The sequence below is a fragment of the Rubellimicrobium arenae genome (genome assembly GCF_017916275.1).
GTDB lineage: Bacteria > Pseudomonadota > Alphaproteobacteria > Rhodobacterales > Rhodobacteraceae > Rubellimicrobium > Rubellimicrobium arenae.
Window position 1 is genome coordinate 241,399 of sequence record NZ_JAFMST010000001.1, and the last position, 18,691, is coordinate 260,089.

Below are 18,691 nucleotides of genomic sequence, written 5' to 3' on the forward strand. Positions count from 1 at the left end.
CCCTTGTTCACCCCTGTCACCGACATGGGAGCAAGGGCGATGGCGCATCAGATCTGGACGGCCGACCTCTCGCGGCGCGGCTTCATGGCCGGCGCGAGCGGGCTTGCCGCAGGAGCCGTGCTGGCCGGCGGAGCCGCCGGTCCGGCCGTGGCCCAGCAGCAGGGCGCGGCCGGGGTCGTCGAGGGTCCCGACCTGCCCAACGCGCTCGTCGGGCGTCCTCCCGAGGTCGACAACGAGCTTCGCCAGCCCGAGACCCGGCGCCTGGGCTGGGCGGTGGCGGGCCTGGGCAACTTCGCCACCTCGTACCAGATCCCGGCCCTGGGCCGTGCGCGCCATTCCGAGCTGAAGGGCCTCGTCTCGGGGAACCCGGAGAAGGCGGCCGACATCGCGGCGCGGACCGGTGTGCCGGACGGCAGCGTCTATTCCTACGAAACCTTCGACCAGATCGCCGACAACCCGGAGATCGACGTGGTCTATGTCATCACGCCGAATTCGCTCCACCGCGACCTCGTGGTTCGCGCCTTCGAGGCGGGCAAGCACGTCATGGTCGAAAAGCCCATGGCGACCACGCCCGAGGATTGCGAGGCGATGATCGCGGCGCGGGATGCGGCGGGCAAGAAGCTGATGGTCGCCTACCGCGCGCATTTCGAGCCCTACAACCTCATGGCTGGGACCATGATCCGGGACGGGCGGCTGGGCGACGTGAGCTTCATGGCCTCGGACCACCAGCGGCCGCTCAAGCCCGAGGACCCCAAGGACCAGTGGCGGATGAAGAAGGACCTGGCCGGGGGCGGATCGTTCACCGACATCGGCATCTATTCCCTGAATGGCGTGATCTGGTTCATGGGGGAAAGCCCCGCGGCGCTGTCGGCCTCGGTCTACAGCCCGCCCGGCGACGAGCGGTTCGCGGAGGTCGAGGCGGTGTGCTCGGTCCAGCTCCGATTCCCGTCGGGGCGGCTCGCGAACCTGAGCTCCTCCTACATCGCCGACAAGAAGCGGATCGACGTCTTCGGTTCGGCGGGCGTCGCGACCCTGGACCCGGCGACCGAGTACATGGGCAACCAGCTCATGCTCAAGACCTCGGCGGGGACACAGGAGATGACGTCCGACTTCGCGAGCCAGGAACAGTTCACCCGCGAGATCGACCATCTGAGCCGGGCCATCATGAACGACACCGACGTCCTGACCCCGGGCGAGATGGGCCTGCGCGACGTGCGGCTGATCCAGGCGGTCTACCGGTCGGCGGCCGAGAACGGCGCCTGGGTCCAGCTCAACGACGATGGAACCGCCGCGGGCTGACTTGACGGAGGGCCGGGCGGCACCTATCCGCCCGGTCCCATGACCGAGTCTCCCGAGCGCCAGTGGCGCAACTTCTATGGCCGCACGCGGGGCAAGACGCTCCGCCCCCTGCAGAAGGCCCGCCTGGAGGGCGACCTTCCGGCGCTGGTCCTCCATGGCATCACGCGCGAGGAGAACCCGGAGCGGGCCGTCCTGGACCTGCCCGCGCGGCCCGGGCCGCTGTGGCTCGAGATCGGGTTCGGCGGCGGGGAGCATCTGGTCCACATGGCCCGGACCTACCCGCAGGCGACGATCCTGGGCGCGGAGCCCTTCGTGAACGGGGTCGCGCAGTTCCTGGGCAAGCTGGCCGAGGACCCGGTCCCGAACATCCGCCTCCACCCCGGGGACGCCCGCGACCTGCTGGAGGTGCTGCCCGCCGGCGTCCTCGAGAAAGCCTTCCTGAACTATCCCGACCCCTGGCCCAAGGCGCGGCACCACCGCCGCCGGTTCGTCACGCCCGAGCCGCTGGCGCTGCTGGCCCGCGCGATGACGTCCGGGGCCGAGCTGCGGGTCGCCACCGACATCGAGGACTACGTGCGGCAGACCCTGGAGGAGGTCCCCCCGGCGGGGTTCGCCCTGGAGAAGGGACCCACGGACGAGGCCTGGCCCGACTGGTTCTCGACCCGCTACGAGCGCAAGGCGCTGCGGGAAGGCCGGTCTCCGCATTACATCACCTTCCGCCGCCTCTAGCGAGCGGGGGGGCTCCGGGCTAGAAGGCCTCCCGCGAAGCAAGGAGGCTCCATGTCCGGCCACGGCACCCCGATTCCCATGACCGCACGGGCGGGCAACCCGCTGAAGGGCACGGCCGACGTGCCCGGCGACAAGTCGATCTCGCACCGGTCCCTGATCCTGGGCGCCCTGTCCGTGGGCGAGACCCGCGTGACGGGCCTCCTCGAAGGGGAGGACGTGCTCGACACCGCCGAGGCGATGCGGGCCTTCGGCGCCAGCGTGGAACGGCAGGACGGCACCTGGGTCGTGCAGGGGGTGGGCGTCGGCGGCTTTGCCGAGCCCGGCGACGTGATCGACTGCGGAAACTCGGGCACCGGCGTGCGGCTGATCATGGGCTGCATGGCGACCTCGCCCATCACGGCGACCTTCACCGGGGACGCCTCGCTGCGGGGGCGCCCGATGGGCCGGGTGACGGAGCCCCTGGCGCTGTTCGGCGCGCAGAGCTTTGGCCGCCAGGGTGGCCGCCTTCCGATGACGGTGGTGGGCGCGCGCGAGCCGGTGCCGGTGCGCTATGCGCTGCCGGTGCCGTCGGCGCAGGTGAAGTCGGCCATCCTGCTGGCCGGGCTGAACGCCCCCGGCGAGACCATCGTCATCGAGAAGGAGGCCACCCGCGACCACACCGAGCGGATGCTGGCCGGGTTCGGCGCGAGGGTCGGGGTCGAGGACAGCCCCGTGGGCCGCGTCATCACCCTGATCGGCCAGCCCGAGCTGAAGGCCCAGACCATCGTGGTGCCGCGCGACCCGTCCTCCGCCGCCTTCCCGGTCTGCGCGGGGATCGTCGTGCCGGGGTCGGACGTGCTGGTGCCGAACATCGGGCTCAACCCGACGCGGGCGGGGCTGTTCACCACCCTGCGGGAGATGGGGGCCGACCTGGCCTACGAGAACCTGCGCGAGGAAGGGGGCGAGCCCGTCGCCGACCTGCGGGCGCGGTTCAACGGCAGCCTCAAGGGCGTCGAGGTCCCGCCCGAGCGCGCGGCCTCCATGATCGACGAATACCCGATCCTGTCCGTGGTCGCGGCCTTTGCCGAGGGGCCGACGATCATGCGGGGCGTCAAGGAGCTGCGCGTCAAGGAAAGCGACCGGATCGACGCCATGGCCCGCGCCCTGCGCGCGGCGGGGGTCGAGGTCGAGGACGGCCCCGACTGGTGGATCGTCCATGGCCGGGGCGCGGACGGCGTCGAGGGCGGGGTCGTCGCGGAAACGCGGCTGGACCACCGGATCGCGATGTCCTGCCTGATCCTGGGCCTGGCGGCGCGGCGGCCCATGTCGGTCGATGACGGGTCGCCCATCGCGACCAGCTTTCCGATCTTCGAGACGCTGATGCGCGGCCTGGGCGCCGACCTGGTGCGGGCGTGAGCGGAGACCGCCGGAGCACCCGACGGAAGGTGATCGTCGGCGGGATCCTGGCGGCGCTGGCGGCGGCGCGCCTGTTCGAGCGGCTGGTGAACGGGGGGCGGGGTCCCTGAGCGGAGGACGCGCATGATCTTCACGGTGGCCATCGACGGGCCCGCGGCGGCGGGCAAGGGCACCATCGCCCGCGCCATCGCGCGCGAGCTGGGCTTTGCGCATCTGGACACCGGGCTCCTGTACCGGGCGGTGGGCCTGCGCGAGCTGGAGGGCCTGGACCCCGTCGCCGCCGCGCGGGAGCTCGACCCCGAGGGTCTGGAGGATCCCCGGCTGCGGCAGGCCGACGTCGCGCAGGCGGCGAGCCGGGTCGCCGCGATCCCCGAGGTGCGGGCCGCGCTTCTCGACTTCCAGAAGGGCTTTGCCCGGCGCGACGGCGGGGCGGTGCTGGACGGGCGGGACATCGGGACGGTGATCTGCCCGGAGGCGGAGGCGAAGCTCTTCGTCACGGCGAGCGACGAGGCCCGCGCCGGGCGGCGGTTCCGGGAACTGGCCGCGGCGGGCCACGACGTGAGCTACGAGGGGACGCTGGCCGAGGTGCGGGCGAGGGACGCCCGCGACTCCGCCCGGGATGCCGCGCCGCTCCGCGCCGCCGGGGATGCGGTCGTGATCGACACCTCGGACCTCGGGATCGAGGAGGCGGTCGGCGCTGCCCTGGCCGTGGTGCGGGAGCGGCTGGGCGCGCGCTGAGGCCCGCCCCGCGCCCCGTCCCGCGCCCCGCCCCGCGCCTCGGACGGGCATCGTGTCCCAGGGCAGGCCCAGAAGCGTCCGGATGAAGTCCTGCCGGAGATGATCCGCGAGGGCGGCCACCGCTTCGTCCCGCGCGGGCGAGGCGATGGCGGCGGCCAGTTCAAGGAGCGCCCGTTGGCGGGGAAAGGCCAGCTCGGGTCGGTCGCCCGCCAGCGCGTCGAGCCGTTCGCGCAGGGCCGCGAGATGGGCGCGGCGGGCCGTCAGGCCGGAGTCCGGGCGGGGGGTGAGGGGGGGCATGGGCTCTCCGGGGCAGGGATGGGCGGCCAGGGTCGCAGGTCCCGGTTAACGGCCCGCTGGCGCAACGTCCGGGGCGGGGGGGGCCGCGCAACGGGCGCTGCCGCGCGAAACATCCGGCCCGGTCCGGCGTTGAGGACCCCGGAGGGGGACAGCGATGCTGGAAGGGCTGAGGGCGATCCATCGGGACGCCTGGCGCGATGCCATGCGCCTGGGGCTCCAGTCGGCGGTCGCGGCGGCGGCGGCCTACGGGATCGCGCGATGGGTCGGCGACGTGGACCCGTTCCTGGTCATCATGATGGCGGTCACCAGCCTTCAGCGGTCGGTGGGCGGGACCATGGGGCAGGCGGTGATCCGGCTGCAGTCGGCGCTGGCGGGGAGCCTGCTGGGGCTGGCCTGCCTCGTGCTGCTGCCCTCGGGCTGGGGGACGGCGGTGGCGCTGGCGGTGTCGCTGTTCGCGGTGGGGGTCGCCTCGGCGCTGCGCCCCCTGTGGCAGCTGGCCGTGGTCCCGGCGGTGGGGATGTCGCTGGCCGGGCACGAGGATCTCGTGGACACGGCGCTGGTGTCGAGCGCGGGGATCCTGATGGGCGCGGCGCTGGGGGTCGTGGTGGCGCTGGCCGTCTGGCCCGAGCGGGCCGAGAGCCGGTTCGAGCGTCAGTTCCGGCGCGCCCTGCGGGCCACGGCCACGCGGCTGACCGACGCGGTCGAGGCCACGGTCGAGCCCGGCCGCACCCCGCGCGTGGACGAGCACCTGAGCGCCTGGCACGAGGCGGTCTGGCTGGCGCAGGAAGCGCTGAGCGAGGCGCGGTTCGTGGACCGCGCGGGGATGCAGGCGCGGCTGGACGCCCTGCGGGAGCTGCACGATTCGGTGACGATCCTGGACCGCGCGGCCGAGGCCGAGAGCCCTCCGCTGGCGGTGGAAGGGATGCGGGGGCAGGTGATGCATCTGCGGCGGGACGCCTGCGAGGTGCTGACCGGCATGGCGCGGGGCGAGGACGCCGGGGCGGGCCAGATCGACGACATCGACGCCACGCTGGAGCGGCTGCGGGCGGCCATGGAGGCCGAGGCGGTCGGCGGGGCCGAGCGCGAGACCCGGAGCGCGCTGGCCTTTGGCCTGCGGGAGGTGCGCCGCACGCTGGCCGCGCTGATCGAGGCGCAGGGCGCGTTGCGGGCCTGAACGGGGGGCCTGAGCCGGCCGTCCGATCGGGGGCCGGGGCGGCGTCGATGCGGCCCAGGGGCGCCGGATGCCATCTGAGGGTTGCCTGAGCGGGCCTTGTGCGGTAGGGGGCGGCGTCCCATATGGGATGAATCCCTTCAGACCGGCGGATACAACCGCCAGGCCCGCAACACGTAAAGGATCAGCATTTGGCTCAAGCCAGCATGGCGGAGTTCGAGGAACTCCTCAAGGAAAGCTTCGAGATCGACACCCCCTCCGAGGGTTCGGTCGTCAAGGGTCGGGTCATCGCCATCGAGGCGGGCCAGGCCATCATCGACGTCGGCTACAAGATGGAAGGCCGCGTCGATCTCAAGGAATTCGCCACCCCCGGCGAGCAGCCCACCGTGAACGTCGGCGATGACGTGGAGGTCTTCCTCCGCAATGTCGAGAACGCCCGTGGCGAAGCGGTGCTGTCCCGCGAGATGGCCAAGCGCGAAGAAGCCTGGGACCGCCTGGAGAAGGCCTACGAGCGCGAAGAGCGCGTCGACGGCGCCATCTTCGGCCGCGTCAAGGGCGGCTTCACCGTGGACCTGGGCGGCGCCGTGGCGTTCCTGCCGGGCTCGCAGGTCGACGTTCGTCCGGTTCGTGATGCCGGCCCGCTCATGGGCCTCAAGCAGCCGTTCCAGATCCTCAAGATGGACCGTCGCCGCGGCAACATCGTCGTGTCGCGCCGTGCGATCCTTGAAGAATCCCGCGCCGAGCAGCGCGCCGAGGTCATCGGCAACCTGTACGAAGGCCAGGTGGTCGAGGGCGTGGTCAAGAACATCACCGAATACGGTGCGTTCGTCGACCTGGGCGGCGTGGACGGCCTGCTGCACGTCACCGACATGGCGTGGCGCCGCGTGAACCACCCGAGCGAGATCCTGTCGATCGGCGAGACCATCAAGGTCCAGGTCATCAAGATCAACAAGGAAACCCACCGCATCAGCCTGGGCATGAAGCAGCTCCAGGAAGATCCGTGGGACACCGTCGAGCGGAAGTACCCCTACGGGTCCGTCCACACCGGCCGCGTCACCAACATCACCGACTACGGCGCCTTCGTGGAGCTGGAGCCGGGGATCGAGGGCCTCGTGCACGTCTCGGAAATGTCCTGGACCAAGAAGAACGTGCACCCCGGCAAGATCGTCTCCACCTCCCAGGAGGTCGAGGTCATGGTTCTCGAGATCGACTCGCAGAAGCGCCGCGTGTCCCTGGGCCTCAAGCAGACCCAGCGCAACCCGTGGGAAGTCTTCGCCGAGCAGTTCCCCGAGGGCTCGAACGTCGAGGGCGAGGTCAAGAACATCACCGAGTTCGGTCTGTTCGTGGGCCTGCCGGGCGACATCGACGGCATGGTGCACCTGTCCGACCTGTCCTGGGACCAGCGCGGCGAGGACGCGATCCAGTCCTACCGCAAGGGCGACCACGTCAAGGCCAAGGTCATCGAGGTCGACGTCGAGAAGGAGCGCATCTCGCTCTCCATCAAGGCGATGGAAAACGATCCCTATGCCGAGGCCCTGGGCGGCGTGAAGCGCGGTGACGTGATCACCGTGAACGTCACCAAGATCGAGGATGGCGGCATCGAGGTCGAGTACGAGGGGATGAAGTCCTTCATCCGCCGGTCCGACCTGTCGCGCGACCGCTCCGAACAGCGCCCCGAGCGCTTTGGCGCGGGCGACAAGGTGGACGTGCGCGTCGTGTCCGTGGACACCAAGACCCGCAAGCTCGGCCTGTCGATCAAGGCCCGCGAGATCGCGGAAGAGAAGGAAGCCGTGGAACAGTACGGCTCGTCCGACTCGGGCGCGTCGCTGGGCGACATCCTGGGCGCGGCGCTGCGCGGCGACCGCGGCTAAGCTCAGGCCGGCACGACACAGGGAGGGCTCCGCCGGTCGGCGGGGCCCTTTTTCGTGTCCGGGGCGGGCCTGTCCGGGGCGGCCTCGCTGCGCGACCGGTCCGGGTCCGGCCGGTCCGGGGCCGCTGCCCTCGCGTCTTAATCCATTGTAGGCCTTTGTCCGTGCGGCCCTTTCTTCTATAGTCAGGGTCGGAAGCAGGGCTTACCTGCTCGACGAGGTGAACTGTCCTGGGGGTGAGATGATCCGGTCCGAGCTGATTCAGAAGATCGCGGAAGAGAACCCGCATCTTTACCAAAGGGACGTCGAGAAGATCGTGAACACGATCTTCGACCGGATCGTGGAGGCCATGGCCCAGGGAAACCGGGTGGAGCTGCGGGGCTTCGGGGCCTTTTCCGTGAAGCGGCGGGACGGGCGCACCGGCCGCAATCCCCGGACCGGCGAGGCCGTCGAGGTGGACGAGAAGCACGTCCCCTTCTTCAAGACCGGCAAGCTTTTGCGCGACCGGCTGAACGGCAAGGTGGGCGGCGTGGCCGGCCCGGACGACGCGTCTGACCTTGACGACGACGAGGACTGAGGCCCGCCGACCGGTTGCGCCCGGCGCGGGACGGTGGCATCTGTCCCAGCGCCGCCGCGCAGTTCCGCGCCGGACGGCCCGCGAGGCTTGATCCATGCGATTTCTGAAGACCGCCTTCTGGGGCCTTGTCGCCGTCATCCTGGTGACCATGGGACTGGCCAACCGGGGCATCGTGACGCTGCGCGTGCTGCCCGAAGCGTTCAGCACCTGGCTGGGGGTGTCGCCCGACATCGACCTGCCGCTGTTCCTGGTGATCCTTCTAGGGGTCGCGCTGGGGCTCCTCGTGGGGTTCATCTGGGAATGGATCCGCGAGATCCCGGAACGGGCGCAGGGGCGCGCCACCGCGCGGGAGCTGGAGCGGCTGCGCCGCGAGGTCGCACGCCAGCGGGCCGAGGCCGCGCCGAGGAACGACGTGCTGGCCGCGATCGAGGCGCCGGTGGTGCCGGCGCGGCGCTGACATGGCGTTCCGCGTCACCGGGCCGGCGCAGGCGGGCCTGCGGGCGGCGGGCCGGGCCAGCGGTCCGGTCCGGGTCAAGGTCTGCGGCCTGACCACGGAAGCCCAGGTCGAGGCGGCGGCCGAGGCTGGCGCGGGCTATGTGGGCTTTGTGTTCTTTCCCCGGTCGCCCCGCGCGGTGACCGCGGCGGCGGCGCGTCCGCTGGCCTGGGCCGCCCCGGTCGGTGTCGCCAAGGTCGGGCTGTTCGTCGACGCCTCGGACGAGGAGCTGGCGGCGGTGCTGGACGTCGTGCCGCTCGACATGGTGCAGCTTCATGGGGCGGAGAGCCCGGAGCGGGTCGCCGAGGTCCGGGCGCGCTGGGGGTTGCCGGTCATGAAGGCCGTCGGCGTCGGCGGCGCCGAGGACCTGGCGCGGGCGCGGACCTACGAAGGCGTCGCGGACCAGCTGCTGCTGGACGCCAAGGCCCCCAAGGGGGCGGTGCTGCCGGGCGGGAACGGCGTGGCCTTCGACTGGGGGCTGCTGGCGGGCCAGAGCTGGGGCGTGCCCTGGATGCTGGCCGGGGGGCTGCATCCGGGCAACGTGGCCGAGGCGCTGCGGGTCAGCGGCGCGCGGCAGGTGGACGTGTCCTCGGGCGTGGAGAGCGCGCCGGGCGTCAAGGACCCCGGGCTGGTGCGCGGGTTCCTGGCGGCGGTGCGCGGGACGGGGAACGGGGGGCATCCCCACTGAGGCGATGCGCCCGCCGTCGTCGGCAGGAGGGCGGGGCGGCGCAAGGGTGCTTCCGCCCGGCCCCGGATGGGGCTAGAACCCGCCCCTGACACAGGGGGAGGCGCGCAGATGCCGGACACACGCCAGAACAGCTACATGACCGGACCGGACGAGCGCGGCCGCTTTGGGGAATTCGGGGGGCGCTTCGTCTCGGAGACGCTGATGCCTCTGATCCTCGATCTCGAGGCGGAGTACGAGAAGGCCAAGACCGATCCGACCTTCTGGGCCGAGATGGACGACCTGTGGAAGCACTATGTCGGGCGTCCCTCGCCGCTGTATTTCGCACCGCGGCTGACGGAGCATCTGGGCGGGGCGAAGATCTACCTCAAGCGCGACGAGCTGAACCACACCGGCGCGCACAAGATCAACAACGTGCTGGGCCAGATCATCCTGGCGCGGCGCATGGGCAAGACCCGCATCATCGCCGAGACCGGGGCGGGCCAGCACGGGGTGGCCACCGCGACGGTCTGCGCGAAGTTCGGGCTGCAGTGCATCGTCTACATGGGCGCGCACGACGTGGAGCGGCAGGCGCCCAACGTGTTCCGCATGAGGCTTCTGGGCGCGACGGTGGTGCCGGTGACGTCCGGCCGGGGCACGCTCAAGGACGCGATGAACGATGCGCTGCGGGACTGGGTGACCAACGTGCGCGACACCTTCTACTGCATCGGCACGGTGGCGGGACCGCACCCCTATCCGGCGATGGTGCGCGACTTCCAGTCGATCATCGGCAAGGAGGTCCGCTGGCAGATGGAGGAGGCCGAGGGGCGGCTGCCGGACACGGTGGTCGCGGCCATCGGCGGCGGGTCCAACGCCATGGGGCTGTTCTATCCGTTCCTGGACGACCCGAGCGTGCGGATCATCGGCGTCGAGGCCGGGGGCAAGGGCGTCGACGAGAAGATGGAGCATTGCGCGTCCCTGACCGGCGGCCGGCCCGGCGTGCTGCACGGCAACAAGACCTACCTGCTGCAGGACGAGGACGGGCAGATCCTGGAGGGCTACTCGATCTCGGCGGGGCTCGATTACCCCGGGATCGGGCCGGAGCACGCCTGGCTCCATGACATCGGGCGGGCGGAGTACGTGTCGATCACCGACAAGGAGGCGCTGGAGGCGTTCCAGATGCTCTGCGCGCTGGAGGGGATCATCCCGGCGCTGGAGCCGTCGCACGCGCTGGCCCATGTGATGAAGATCGCGCCGGACTTGCCCAAGGACCACCTGCTGGTGATGAACCTCTGCGGGCGGGGCGACAAGGACATCTTCACCGTCGCCAAGCACCTGGGCGTCGAAGTCAGGACCTGAGACCCCGTCCCATCGACCGGGCCTGCGATTCGCCCCCGCGTTCCCGGACGCGGGGGCATTCTCTTGCGCGCGGATCGGCCTGGGATGCCCCGGGCAAGGCCGGACGGGGGCTGCGGCACGGACCTTTGTCCTAAACTTGTGGCCAAGACGGGCCTGACGGGAGGAGGGGACAGCCCCGGCTAACCCGCCGTCGCATGGCATCCAGCCAGCGGGTCGTGGCTTCGTCGGTCCAGCGGGGCTGCGGAGCCCGCGGATCACACGGGAGACATGCGATGAAACGGATCCTCTTCGCCGCGCAGGCGGCCCTGAGCCTCACGGTCGGGGCGGCTTCGGCGCAGACAGTGGCCGAGCAGGTGGTCGCCGGCCTGCAGGCGCAGGGCTACACCCATATCGAGGTGAGGCAGGGCCCGTCGCAGGTGAAGGTCGAGGCCGTCCGGGCGGACAGACGGTTGGAATACGTCTATGAGTTGAGCACTGGTCGGATTCTGTCGCGCGAGGTAGGTCATGTCCGGACCGGCGACGATGATGCCCCCGGCGTCGAGGTGCGGACGGACGACCACGATTACGTGGACCCGTCGGATGATGAGGAGGATGGGCCGGATGCGGTGGACCCGGGCGACGGCGGCCCCGCCGGGGGCGACGGTTCCGGGGAGGACGGGGACGATGACGACGCCGGGGACGACGAGGGCGGTGACGAAGGCGACGAGGTCGGGGACGACGACGGTCCGGGCGATGACGACGGAACGGATGAGGACGGGGCCGACGACGGGGGCAACGATGCGCCGGAGGATGACGGCTCGGACGAGGACGGCGTGGACGACGGCGGCGACTCGGGCGAGGATGATGGCGACGGCGGTGACTCGGGCGAGGATCACGACCGCGGGCATGGCAACGACGACGACCATGACGATGCGGACAACCCCGGCCGCGGCCATGGGAACGACGGGCACGGCGGCAGGGACCACGCGGGCCGGACGCCGGGACGGGACAACGGCCACGACCGGGGCCATGGGCGGAACCGGGGTGGCGACGAGGATTGATCGCGCCTTCCGGGCTTGATCGGACGGGTCTCCGCAGGGACGCGGGGACCCTTGGCAGGAGAACGTGATGCGGCACTGGAGTGCATGGATCGTGGCGGGCCTGCTGGCCCTGGGACCAGGCCCGAGCGGCGCGCAGTCCCCCGCCGATTCCGTGATCGCCCAGCTTCGGGAGCAAGGCTACGAGCAGTTCAGCGTCTCGCGGACCCTTCTGGGGCGCATCCAGGTGATCGCGGAAGGGCAGCAGGGACGGCGCGAGATCGTGTTCAACCCGTCCACGGGAGAGATCCTGCGCGACTACGTCGAGGCCCGGAACGGCAACCGGACGCCCCGGATCTTCGATCCGTGGGGCGATGCGGACGAGAGCGGGACGGGAGGAACCGGCGCGGGAGGGGCCGGCGCGGACGATTCGGGCAACGGCGGCGGCCAGCCCGGGAACGGCAGCGGCTCGGGCGGCGGGCAGGGGGGAACCGGGGGTCAGGGCGGAACCGGGGGCCAGGGTGGAACCGGGGACGGAGCCTCGGCCGGAGGCGATGACGGCGGCGGCACCTCGGGCGGGGGCACCTCGGGCGGGGGCTCTGGCGGCGGCGGGGATGACGACGGCTCGGGCGGGGGCCGGGGCGGCAACGGCAACGCCGGGGGCAACGGGAACGGCAACTCCGGGGGGAATGGGAACGGGAACTCGGGCGGCAACGGCAACGCGGGCGGCAACGGGAACTCCGGGGGCAACGGGAACGGCAACTCGGGAGGGAACGGCGGGGGGAACGGGAACGGCGGTGGGAACGGGAACGGCGGTGGGAACGGGAACGGCGGAGGGAACGGAAACGGGAACTCTGGCGGAAACGGGAACGGGAATGGCGGCGGGAGGGGCAACGGCGGCGACAACGGTCACGGCGGCGGCAATGGAGGCGGGAACGGCCGGGGACCCGGGAATGGCAAAGGTTCGGGTGACGACTGAAGCCTGACTGCTAGGTCATGGGGTCGGGAGGAAGGCCGTGGATCGTACCGGTGTCATTGTCGCCATTCTGGCGGTGCAGACCATTTCGGCGGTGTTGTTCATCGCCAACATCGTGTGTTCGGTCCTGGGGGTCGCCCCTTTTGCCTGGATCGTCTACGAGCTGACCGAGATCGGCGCGGCGGTGGGCCTCATCCTCGGGACGATCCTGGGCGGCATCGCGCTCCAGCGGAGCCATGTGCGCACCCGGGAGGCGGAGGCGCGGCTGCGCGTGGCCTCGGGCGCGTTCATGGACCTGCTGGAGGAGCGGTTCGCCCTGTGGGGGCTGACGCCCGCCGAGCGCGACGTGGCGCTGTTCGCGATCAAGGGAATGTCCACGACCGAGATCGCCAAGATGCGGCAAACGAGCGAAGGCACCGTCAAGGCGCAGACGGCCGCGATCTATCGCAAGGCGGGCGTGTCCGGGCGGCCGCAGCTCCTGTCGCTGTTCATCGACGACCTCATCGCCGGGCCGATCGCGCCGGAGCCCGTGACGGGCGTCCGTCAGTCCAGGGCCTGAGAGCGCAGGATCTCGATCGGGACGACGTCGAGCGCGCGCCGATGCGTGGCGGCGAGGTGGACGCGCGGGGCGCAGCCTTCCTCGTGCGCCTGAAGGAAGCGCCCGGCGCAGAGGCACCAGGAATCGCCGGGCTTGAGGCCGGGAGAGCGCGCCTCGGGCCGCGGGGTGGACAGGTCGTTGCCGACGTATTTGGAGTAGGCCAGGAACTCGGCCGTCATGACGGCGCAGACGGTGTGCGAGCCGCGGTCCTGACGGCAGGTGTCGCAGGCCCCGTTCCGGAAGAAGCCGGTGAGCGGGTCGGTCGAGCAGGGCTCGAGCTCCGTGCCGAGGACGTTGAGCGAGGGGTCCTTGTCCATGCGGCCTCCGGTAAGGGTCCTGGCCCCATCTTGGGACGCCGGACGGGGCCGCGACAAGGGGGCCTAGCGGAAACGATCGGCGAGCTTCTGGAGCGGGGAGCGGGTGTCCTCGGCGGCGGCTTCGGTCCTGCCGGGCGCGGGCGTGGGCCGGGCCGGGGCCTCGGTCCTGGCAGGCTCGGGCGCGGGCCTGGAGGAGCGGGGCGGGTTCAGGCGCAGCGCGACCTTGTTCTGGAACGTGGCCCAGTCCCCCTGGGCGAGCGCGGGCGCCCCATCCTCGATGCCGCGGAGCATGTCGTCGAGCCAGCCCTGCTCGGCCTTGGCGAAGTCGTGGAGCACGTAGCCCGGCACCGCGTCCTTGTGGCCGGGATGGCCGACGCCCATCCGCACGCGGTGGTAGGCGTCCCCCACATGGGCGTGCAGCGACCGGAGCCCGTTGTGCCCGGCATGGCCGCCGCCGGTCTTGACCTTGAGCCTGGCGGGGGCGAGGTCGATCTCGTCGTGGAAGACCACGACGTCGGGCAGGGCGATCTTGAGGAAGCGCATGGCCTCGCCCACCGAGCGGCCCGAGTCGTTCATGTAGGTCTGGGGCTTGAGGAGCAGGACCTTTTCGCCCGCGAGCACGCCTTCGCTGGTCTGGCCCTGGAAGCGCGAACGCCAGGGGCCGAAGCCATGGCCTTCGGCGATGCGGTCCACGGCCATGAAGCCGATGTTGTGGCGATGGCGGGCGTATTGCGCGCCGGGGTTGCCGAGGCCGACGAAGAGTTTCATGGGCCGCGATGTAGCGCGGGACGGGGCCGAAGGGAACGGGGCGCGCGGCCCTGCCGTGGCCTCAGTCTCCACGCCAGCGGCGGAGGCGGGCCAGCATCGCCTCGGGCGGGAGGAGCGTCAGCGCGGCGGTGAGGGCGAGGGTCCAGGCGGTGCCGGACTGGCCGGTCAGGGCGAAGCCCAGCGTGCCCACGGCGAAGGCCCCGGTCTTGAAGACGGCGAGGGGACGGCCTTCGAGCCGGCGGGGCGAGACCGGAGCGGCCCAGGTGCCCCAGGCCAGCGCGAAGGCGAGCCCGCCCAGCCCGAGAGCCAGCGCATGGAGCCGACCCGACGCGGCCAGCCCGGCCAGGAGCGCCGTGCCCCAGAGGGCGAACGCGTCGTCCACCAGCGCGAGGAGGAGGGTCAGGTTGGCCATGATGGGGGTCCCGGACATGCGAACGGGACCCCAGGGGGTCCCGTCTGGCCTGTCATGCAGGCGAGCGCCGTCAGGAGGCGGCCGGCTCGTCCACGTTGTCGGCGGCGCGCAGGCCCGAGGGGGCCGAGATGTTCGCCACGACGAAGTTCCGGTCGATCGTCGGCTTGGTGCCGGCGGGGAGCGGGATGTCCTGGATGTGGATCACGTCGCCGACCTGGCGGCCGGTCAGGTCCACTTCGATGTGGTCCGGGATGTCGCCGGCGGTCACTTCGAGCTGCACCTGCGGGCGCACGGCGACCAGGGTGCCGCCACGCTTCAGGCCCGGGGAGGCGGCGTGGTTCGTGAACACGACGTCGATCAGGAGGTTGATCCGGGTCGTGGGCGAGATGCGCAGGAAGTCGACGTGGGTCGGCAGGTCCTTGACGACGTGGCGCTGCACGCCGCGGCAGACGACGCGCTGGTCGGCCTGGCCGTCGATCTTCAGGTTGAACATCGTGGACAGGAAGTGGCCCGCCTTCAGGCGCTTCATGAGCGCGTTGAAGTCGAGGTTGATCGGAAGGGGCTCTTGCCCGCCGCCGTAGACGATCCCAGGTACTGCGCCATCACGGCGAGCAGCGCGAGCGGCCCCCTTGCCCGTCCCCGCGCGAACCTGGGCCACGAGATCGATGACCTCACCAGCCATGGTAGTCTCCAATGATAAAGGGGCCGCCCTCCAAGGGTGTGCGGCCCGGTTGAGGGCGCCCGCTTAGCCTGTGCGGGTCCGGAAGGAAAGGGGGTCCGTGACCCTGCGACAGGCGGACCCGCCGATTCTCCATGCGATGGAGAAACAATCGGTGATCGGGGCGGCATTGCGAAGCGGGAAGGGGCTTGCGAGAAGCCGGGACGCGTCAATCCGAGCAGGTGATCCATGTCCGTCCTGACCGCCGTCCGGCTCTCGGCCCGGCCGAGCGCCGCCTTTGCCTCGCTGGGGCTCTTCTGGGGCTGCTGGGCGGCCTATGTGCCCGTCGTGAAGGCGGGGCTCGGGGTCTCGGACGGGACCTTCGGGCTCCTGCTGCTGGGATCGGCCTGCGGGCTCGTGTCGGCGATGTGGATCGCGCCCAGGACGGACCGGGCGCTGGGCGCGCGCGCCATGCAGGTGCTGGCGCTGGCCTTTGCCGTGGCCTGGGTGCTGCCCACCATGGCGCCGGGGGCGCTGCCGTTCTTCCTCGCGCTGGTGGTGGTCGGGCTCTGCTCGGGCCTCCTGGACGTGACGATGAACTCGCGGGTGTCCGAGCTGGAGGCGGCGCATGGGCGGTCGCTGATGAACGGGGCGCACGGGATGTTCTCGGTCGGCTACACGGTCGGGGCGCTGTTCGCGGGCTTTGCGCGCGAAGGCGGGCTGCCGCCGTTCCTTGCGCTGGCCTGCGTCGCGGGTTTCGTCATCCTCGTGCTGGTGCCGCTGATGCGCCAGGAGCCCCATGTGGTGCCGCATCCCGCCGCCGGGCGGGGGGATTACCCGCTGGTGCCGATCCTGCTCTGCGGGGGGGTGGTGATGGCGGCCTTCATGACCGAGGCCGCCACCGAGGCCTGGTCGGCCCTCCATGTCGAGAGGACCCTGGGCGGGCGCGCGGCCGAAGGGGCGCTGGGGCCGGCCATGCTGGGCATCACCATGTCCATCGGCCGCTTTGGCGGGCAGGTCGTGGCCGAGCGGCTGCGCGAGGTCGGGGTGGTGGTCGGCGCCTCGGCGCTGGCCGCCCTGGGGGCGCTGGTGGCGGCCTGGGCGCCCGGGCCGCTGGTGGCCTACCTGGGCTTTGGCATGTTCGGCCTGGGCGTGTCCGTCATCGGACCCATGGGCCTGGCCCTGGTGGGCAAGATGGTGCCCGCGCATTTCCGGACCGAGGCGATCAGCCGGGCGGCGGTCATGGGCTTTTCGGGATTCTTCTTCGCCCCCGTCATCATGGGGCTGGTGAGCCAGGGCTTCGGCCTGCGCTGGGCCTTTACCTGCGTCGCGGTCCTGGTGGCCTGCGCCATCCCGCTGGCGCTGGCCCTGGCCCGGCGTCCCGCTATGCAGCCCGCCTGAGCCAGAGCGCCTGATAGGGCGAGAGCCGCAGCTCGCCTTCCTCCACGCCGACCCGGCGGCCGGCGAGCGCATCCTCCAGATGGTCGTCCAGGCCCAGGGACCGGCAGGCGATCCGCTGGGGATGCTCGGTGAAGTTGAAGACGCAGGTCAGGGGCCGGATCGCGTCCGCCCGCAGGAGGGCGAACAGCGCCGGGTGGCCGGTGTCGAGGATGCGCGTGGGCACCTGCGCGGCCAGGGCCTCGAGCCGCTTGCGCGCCGCCATGATCGCGCGGACCCCGTCGTGGATGCGGGCCGCGGGCGAGCGGGGGCGGTCGGGCAGTCCGGCCACCAGCGGCCAGTCCATCCGGGGCCGGTGCATCCACCGCCCGTCGGGCGCGAGTTCGGGGTCCTGCCGGTAGCCGTGGTCGTTCAGCATCCCCAGCTCGTCCCCCATATACAGGAGGGGGATGCCCCCGAAGCTCGCGATCAGGGCGTGGCCCATGAGGATGCGGGCGATGGCGTGGTCGATCAGCGTCGGGTCGCCGGACTCGATCGCGGCCTCGAGCCCGGCCAGGCTCGCGAAGCTGCCGTTGGTGCGGCGGTCGCCGGTCAGGGCGTTGGACTGGAAGTCGGCGCCGCGGGCGAAGCTGCCCGGAAAGCTGCCGTTGTAGAAGTCCGCGAGGAAGTTCCGGTGGGCGTGGGCCTGCAGGTAGGGGATCCGGGCCGCGTCCTCGTCGGTGATGGCCCAGCCGATGTCGTCGTGGCAGCGGATGTAGGTGGCGAAGGACGCGCGGGAGAAGCGTTCGGGGAAGTGGGTCCGCAGGACCTGGGTCATCAGGCGGGTGTCGCGCGAGGCCAGCGACGACCAGAACTGCACCATCAGGTTGTTGTGGTAGGCGAGCTGCGCGACCTTCCCCTCGTGCCCGCCCTGGCCGAGATAGGGAACGAGGTCGCGGGGTCCGACGATGGCCTCGGCCTTGTGGATGACGGCGGGGGCGGCGGCGCGGGTGGCCTGCACGATGGCCTGGAGGATGTCGTGCACCTCGGGGAGGTTCTGGCAGGTGGTGCCGAGCCGCTTCCACATGAAGGCCACCGCGTCGAGGCGGAACACCTCCACGCCCTTGTTGGCGAGGTGGAGGATGGTGTCGAGCACCGCCAGGAACACCTCGGGGTTGGCCCAGTTCAGGTCCCACTGGTATTCGTTGAAGGTGGTCCAGACCCATTTGTTCAGGTCGGGGTAGAAGGTGAAGCTGCCCGGCGCCTGGTCGGGGAAGATGTCGACCAGCGTGGCCTCGTAGTCGCGGGGGAGGCGGTCGTCGTCGAACATCAGGTAGAAGGCCTGGAAGAACGGGTCGCCAGCGCGGGCGCGTTCGGCCCAGTCGTGCTCCTTGGCGGTGTGGTTCAGCACGAGGTCGAGGCAGACCGAGATCCCTTGGGCGCGGAGCGCTCGGGCGGCCTGTTCCAGGTCGTCCATGGTGCCCAGGCGCGGGTCGATCCGGCGGTAGTCCATGACCGCGTAGCCGCCGTCGGACTGGCCGGGCCGGGGCATGAGGCAGGGCATCAGGTGCAGGTAGGTGACGCCCAGGTCCCGGAGGTAGGGGATCGTGCGCGGGATTTCGGCGATGGTGCCGCAGAAGCGGTCCGCGTAGGCGACATAGGCCACCATGTCCTGCGACAGGAACCATTCGGGGTCCACGTCCCGCAGGAGATCGAGCGCCCGCAGGTCGGCGGGCCGTTCGCGCCAGCGCCCCTCGGCCACCGCGCGGACGCGGTCGAGGAGCGCCGGGACGTCATGCGCGTCGCCGTACAGGCGGGCCAGCGGGCCGCGCAGGTCCCGCAGCGCCCGCCGCCAGCGCAGGTCGAAGAGCGGATCGGCGGCCGCCTTGCGCGGGGCGCGGGCCTTGCGCGGCGCGGTCGTCGAAGCGGCGGCGGTCCTGGGCTGGGCCATGATGCGTCCCCTGGCTGGCGTCCTCGGG

Annotated in this window: 19 protein-coding genes; 14 read left to right on the forward strand and 5 right to left on the reverse strand. The window is 71.5% G+C overall.

The window, feature by feature from the left end; genetic code table 11:
* The first annotated feature begins 39 nt into the window (after nucleotides 1-39).
* The 13 genes from J3P31_RS01250 (at nucleotide 40) to J3P31_RS01310 (ending at nucleotide 13,141) form a co-directional block, all read left to right on the forward strand.
* Entirely contained in the window at nucleotides 40-1,299 is a 1,260-nt protein-coding gene (locus J3P31_RS01250) for a Gfo/Idh/MocA family protein (protein WP_210526496.1), read from the forward strand.
* Between the two features lie 39 nt (nucleotides 1,300-1,338).
* On the forward strand, nucleotides 1,339-2,028 hold the full coding sequence (trmB, locus tag J3P31_RS01255) for a tRNA (guanine(46)-N(7))-methyltransferase TrmB (protein ID WP_210526497.1): 690 nt from the start codon (nucleotides 1,339-1,341) through the stop codon (nucleotides 2,026-2,028).
* 51 nt (nucleotides 2,029-2,079) lie between these two features.
* Nucleotides 2,080-3,423 (forward strand): 3-phosphoshikimate 1-carboxyvinyltransferase, encoded by a 1,344-nt coding sequence (aroA, locus tag J3P31_RS01260; RefSeq protein ID WP_210526499.1) that lies wholly within the window; start codon nucleotides 2,080-2,082, stop codon nucleotides 3,421-3,423.
* Nucleotides 3,424-3,546: 123 nt separating this feature from the next.
* Entirely contained in the window at nucleotides 3,547-4,161 is a 615-nt protein-coding gene (locus J3P31_RS01265; protein WP_210526501.1) for a (d)CMP kinase, read from the forward strand.
* A 451-nt stretch (nucleotides 4,162-4,612) separates the two neighbouring features.
* Nucleotides 4,613-5,632 carry an FUSC family protein gene (locus J3P31_RS01270; RefSeq protein ID WP_210526503.1) on the forward strand — a complete coding sequence of 340 codons (1,020 nt, stop codon included), beginning with the start codon at nucleotides 4,613-4,615 and terminating at the stop codon, nucleotides 5,630-5,632.
* A 203-nt stretch (nucleotides 5,633-5,835) separates the two neighbouring features.
* On the forward strand, nucleotides 5,836-7,500 hold the full coding sequence (gene rpsA / locus J3P31_RS01275) for a 30S ribosomal protein S1 (protein WP_210526852.1): 1,665 nt from the start codon (nucleotides 5,836-5,838) through the stop codon (nucleotides 7,498-7,500).
* A gap of 238 nt (nucleotides 7,501-7,738) precedes the next feature.
* Nucleotides 7,739-8,074: an integration host factor subunit beta gene (ihfB, locus tag J3P31_RS01280; protein ID WP_210526505.1), complete on the forward strand. Its 336-nt coding sequence runs from the start codon at nucleotides 7,739-7,741 to the stop codon at nucleotides 8,072-8,074.
* A 94-nt stretch (nucleotides 8,075-8,168) separates the two neighbouring features.
* Nucleotides 8,169-8,531, forward strand: coding sequence for a lipopolysaccharide assembly protein LapA domain-containing protein (locus J3P31_RS01285; protein ID WP_210526507.1), 363 nt, complete (start codon nucleotides 8,169-8,171; stop codon nucleotides 8,529-8,531).
* 1 nt (nucleotide 8,532) lies between these two features.
* Entirely contained in the window at nucleotides 8,533-9,255 is a 723-nt protein-coding gene (locus J3P31_RS01290) for a phosphoribosylanthranilate isomerase (protein WP_210526509.1), read from the forward strand.
* Nucleotides 9,256-9,363: 108 nt separating this feature from the next.
* Nucleotides 9,364-10,590, forward strand: a complete 1,227-nt coding sequence (gene trpB / locus J3P31_RS01295) for a tryptophan synthase subunit beta (RefSeq protein ID WP_210526511.1) — start codon at nucleotides 9,364-9,366, stop codon at nucleotides 10,588-10,590.
* Nucleotides 10,591-10,862: 272 nt separating this feature from the next.
* On the forward strand, nucleotides 10,863-11,630 hold the full coding sequence (locus J3P31_RS01300; protein ID WP_210526513.1) for a hypothetical protein: 768 nt from the start codon (nucleotides 10,863-10,865) through the stop codon (nucleotides 11,628-11,630).
* A 67-nt stretch (nucleotides 11,631-11,697) separates the two neighbouring features.
* A complete protein-coding gene (locus tag J3P31_RS21545) occupies nucleotides 11,698-12,585 on the forward strand; it encodes a hypothetical protein (protein WP_210526515.1) in 888 nt (295 codons plus the stop codon).
* 37 nt (nucleotides 12,586-12,622) lie between these two features.
* Nucleotides 12,623-13,141, forward strand: a complete 519-nt coding sequence (locus J3P31_RS01310) for a helix-turn-helix transcriptional regulator (RefSeq protein WP_210526517.1) — start codon at nucleotides 12,623-12,625, stop codon at nucleotides 13,139-13,141.
* Here J3P31_RS01310 and J3P31_RS01315 read toward each other — a convergent pair.
* The 4 genes from J3P31_RS01315 to J3P31_RS01330 all read right to left on the reverse strand — a co-directional run bounded on the left by J3P31_RS01315 (nucleotide 13,126) and on the right by J3P31_RS01330 (nucleotide 15,359).
* Nucleotides 13,126-13,497 (reverse strand): DUF2237 family protein, encoded by a 372-nt coding sequence (locus tag J3P31_RS01315; RefSeq protein ID WP_210526519.1) that lies wholly within the window; start codon nucleotides 13,495-13,497, stop codon nucleotides 13,126-13,128. The genes J3P31_RS01310 and J3P31_RS01315 overlap by 16 nt on opposite strands.
* 63 nt (nucleotides 13,498-13,560) lie before the next feature.
* Nucleotides 13,561-14,265, reverse strand: a complete 705-nt coding sequence (pth, locus tag J3P31_RS01320) for an aminoacyl-tRNA hydrolase (protein WP_210526521.1) — start codon at nucleotides 14,263-14,265, stop codon at nucleotides 13,561-13,563.
* A gap of 61 nt (nucleotides 14,266-14,326) precedes the next feature.
* Nucleotides 14,327-14,677 (reverse strand): DUF2568 domain-containing protein, encoded by a 351-nt coding sequence (locus J3P31_RS01325; protein ID WP_210526529.1) that lies wholly within the window; start codon nucleotides 14,675-14,677, stop codon nucleotides 14,327-14,329.
* 70 nt (nucleotides 14,678-14,747) lie between these two features.
* Complete coding sequence (locus J3P31_RS01330; protein ID WP_210526531.1) at nucleotides 14,748-15,359, reverse strand: 50S ribosomal protein L25/general stress protein Ctc; 612 nt, start codon at nucleotides 15,357-15,359, stop codon at nucleotides 14,748-14,750.
* Nucleotides 15,360-15,584: 225 nt separating this feature from the next.
* On the opposite strand from J3P31_RS01330, the gene J3P31_RS01335 reads away from it, so the two are divergent.
* A complete protein-coding gene (locus J3P31_RS01335; protein ID WP_210526533.1) occupies nucleotides 15,585-16,736 on the forward strand; it encodes an MFS transporter in 1,152 nt (383 codons plus the stop codon).
* On the opposite strand, the gene J3P31_RS01340 is transcribed toward J3P31_RS01335, so the two are convergent.
* Nucleotides 16,720-18,663, reverse strand: a complete 1,944-nt coding sequence (locus J3P31_RS01340) for an alpha-amylase family protein (protein WP_210526535.1) — start codon at nucleotides 18,661-18,663, stop codon at nucleotides 16,720-16,722. The genes J3P31_RS01335 and J3P31_RS01340 overlap by 17 nt on opposite strands.
* Nucleotides 18,664-18,691 lie beyond the last annotated feature (28 nt).